The following is a 2362-nucleotide window of genomic DNA, read 5'->3' on the forward strand; positions in this document are numbered from 1 at the left end:
CAAGCGCATAGGTGTCGGTGGGTTCGCACGCGCGCTGCAGCGCGAACCGCGCCGGTTCGGTCGAGCCGAACGTCTCGTCGCCGAGCGGCCGCACGTCGGCCTTGCCTTCGAACATCCGACGTTCGGGCCGGTAGATCAGCGGCTCGTGCTTCCACTCCTCGAAGTGGCTCTTCACCGAATCAAAACCGCCGCCGCAAACATTGAGTTCGTAGCGCACGCCCTGTCGCCGTTTCGGAATCGTCATCGTGCCTCCGCTTGATGTGCGCGCGACCGGCACCGGTCGCGACGCGCGTGGTCGTCATCGTCGTCATCTCCGTCGACGTGGCAAATCGCGTGCCGCGTGCGGACCCGGGCATGACCGTTGCGGAAATGGTCGCGTCATCGTCGTTCGCAGGGAGCCTTGTCATGAATCATTCGACCCGGCCCGACCCGTCGCCGCCACGCAAGCACGAGGACCGCACGCGCACGGGCCATTCGGAACGCCATATCGACCAGCAGTTCGAGGACACGTTTCCCGCGTGCGACCCGCCGGCGACCGGCGGCGTCACGCGCATCGAGCCCGACAGGCCGCCCGATACGCCGCCCGATTCGCATGAGGAAAGGCCGCGGCAAGACCCGCGCGAACGCGGCGGCACATGACCGGTCACGCGTGCCGGACGGCATGCGGTCGGCCGAATCCACCGACGAATCGACGCACCCCACCCGCCAGGAGGACGCCATGCATCGTGTCAACGAAATCATGTCGCAGGACGTCGTGCGCATCGCGCCGACCGATTCGATCCGCCATGCCGCGCAACTGATGGAGCGCTACGACGTCGGCGCGCTCCCCGTGTGCGACAACAACCGGCTGGTCGGGATGGTGACCGACCGCGACCTCGCGGTGCGCGCGATCTCGGCCGGCAAGCCGCCGGAGACGCGGATTCAGGAAGTCGCGTCGGGCCCGATCGAATGGTGTTTCGAGGACGATTCGCTGGACGAGATCCAGCATTACATGGCCGATGCGCAGTTGCGGCGCCTGCCGGTCGTCGATCACGACAAGCGGCTGGTCGGCATGCTGTCGCTCGCGGACATCGCGACGCGCTCGGCCGGCCCCGCGCGCGACGACGTCGCGAACACGCTCGAAGGCGTGTCGCAGCCGAGACGGACGTGACGGAACGAGGATCACGGCAAGCGACGAAGCCTGCAGATCTCCGTTCAAGGTCAGCCCTGCATCATCGGGAAAGGCCGTCGCGACAGCAGAACGATAACGACGAATGGCCGCCGCGTCAGCCGTCGTGCTTCGTCACGCGCACGATCTTGTCCGCCAGTTCGCGCACGTCGACCGGCTTGCACAGATAGCCGTCGAATCCGGCCTCGAGCGCGCGTCGTTCGTCGGCCAGGCCCGCATGCGCGGTCACGGCCAGCACTCGCACCGCGGGCGGCGCACCGCCGCCGTTCATGCCGGCGTGCCGTAACGCGTCGAGCAGCCAGAAGCCGTCGCCGTCGGGCATCGCGAGATCGGACAGCACGACGGTCGGCCGCAGGTCGGCCGCCACCGCGAGCGCTTCGCGGCCCGTCGACGCGATCGCGACGGCCGCACCGAACGTCGTCAGCGCGGCGGTGAGGCTCTCGCGCGTCGTCGCATCGTCGTCGACGATCAGGATGCGTTGCGTATCGAGCATCGGCGGGTCGCGGTGGCCGTCCGCGGGCGCATTCCCCCACGCCATCGCGCCGATCGGCTGCCAGCCGACCGGCAGCGTCACCGTAAACGTCGCGCCGCGATTGCGTCCCGCACTCTTGACCGTCACGCTGCCGCCGTGCAGCTCGGCGATATGCCGCACGATCGACAGCCCGAGGCCGAGCCCGCGCCGCGACGACGCGGGCGAATCGTCGGCGCGCCGGAACATGTCGAACACGTACGGCAGGAACGCCGGCACGATGCCCTGCCCCGTGTCGGACACGGTCAGCACCACCCGCACGTCGTCGCGCGCGAGCCCGACCGTCACGCTGCCGCCGGCCGGCGTGAACTTGAGCGCGTTCGACACGAGGTTCGACAGCATCTGCCGCAATCGCTCGGCATCGCCCGACACGACGCAGGTCGACGCCGCGCAGTCGAACTCGAGCACGATGCCGGCTGACGACGCGGCCGTCTGGAACGCGCCGACCGAATCGGAGAACAGCCGCACGACGTCCACCGGCATCGCGTCGAGCTGCAGCTTGCCGGTGGCGAGCGACGACGCATCGAGGATGTCGCCGACCATCCGCGTGAGCGAGCGCGCGCTGCGGTCGATCGCGTCGATCGCCTGCTGCTGCAGCGCGCTGTCGCCCGAATTGCGCAGCACCTCGACCCAGCCGTAGATCACGTTCAGCGGCGTGCGCAGTT

At 69.0% G+C, this 2362-nt stretch carries 4 protein-coding genes; 2 read left to right on the forward strand and 2 right to left on the reverse strand.

What is annotated here, in order from left to right:
• Nucleotides 1–244: hypothetical protein (locus G3N93_RS37975; protein ID WP_206135321.1), on the reverse strand; the 244-nt coding region annotated here is incomplete at its 3' end.
• 161 nt (nucleotides 245–405) lie between these two features.
• Between G3N93_RS37975 and G3N93_RS37980 the strand changes: the two genes are divergently transcribed.
• Nucleotides 406–639 carry a hypothetical protein gene (locus tag G3N93_RS37980; RefSeq protein ID WP_206135322.1) on the forward strand — a complete coding sequence of 78 codons (234 nt, stop codon included), beginning with the start codon at nucleotides 406–408 and terminating at the stop codon, nucleotides 637–639.
• Between the two features lie 79 nt (nucleotides 640–718).
• The gene (locus tag G3N93_RS37985; RefSeq protein ID WP_011349705.1) at nucleotides 719–1150 is read left to right on the forward strand and encodes a CBS domain-containing protein; all 432 of its coding nucleotides are present in this window, start codon (nucleotides 719–721) and stop codon (nucleotides 1148–1150) included.
• A 115-nt stretch (nucleotides 1151–1265) separates the two neighbouring features.
• Here G3N93_RS37985 and G3N93_RS37990 read toward each other — a convergent pair.
• A partial coding sequence (locus G3N93_RS37990; RefSeq protein WP_206135323.1) for a hybrid sensor histidine kinase/response regulator occupies nucleotides 1266–2362 on the reverse strand: 1097 nt, incomplete at its 5' end.

This window comes from Burkholderia sp. Se-20378 (assembly GCF_017104665.1).
Classification (GTDB): domain Bacteria; phylum Pseudomonadota; class Gammaproteobacteria; order Burkholderiales; family Burkholderiaceae; genus Burkholderia; species Burkholderia lata.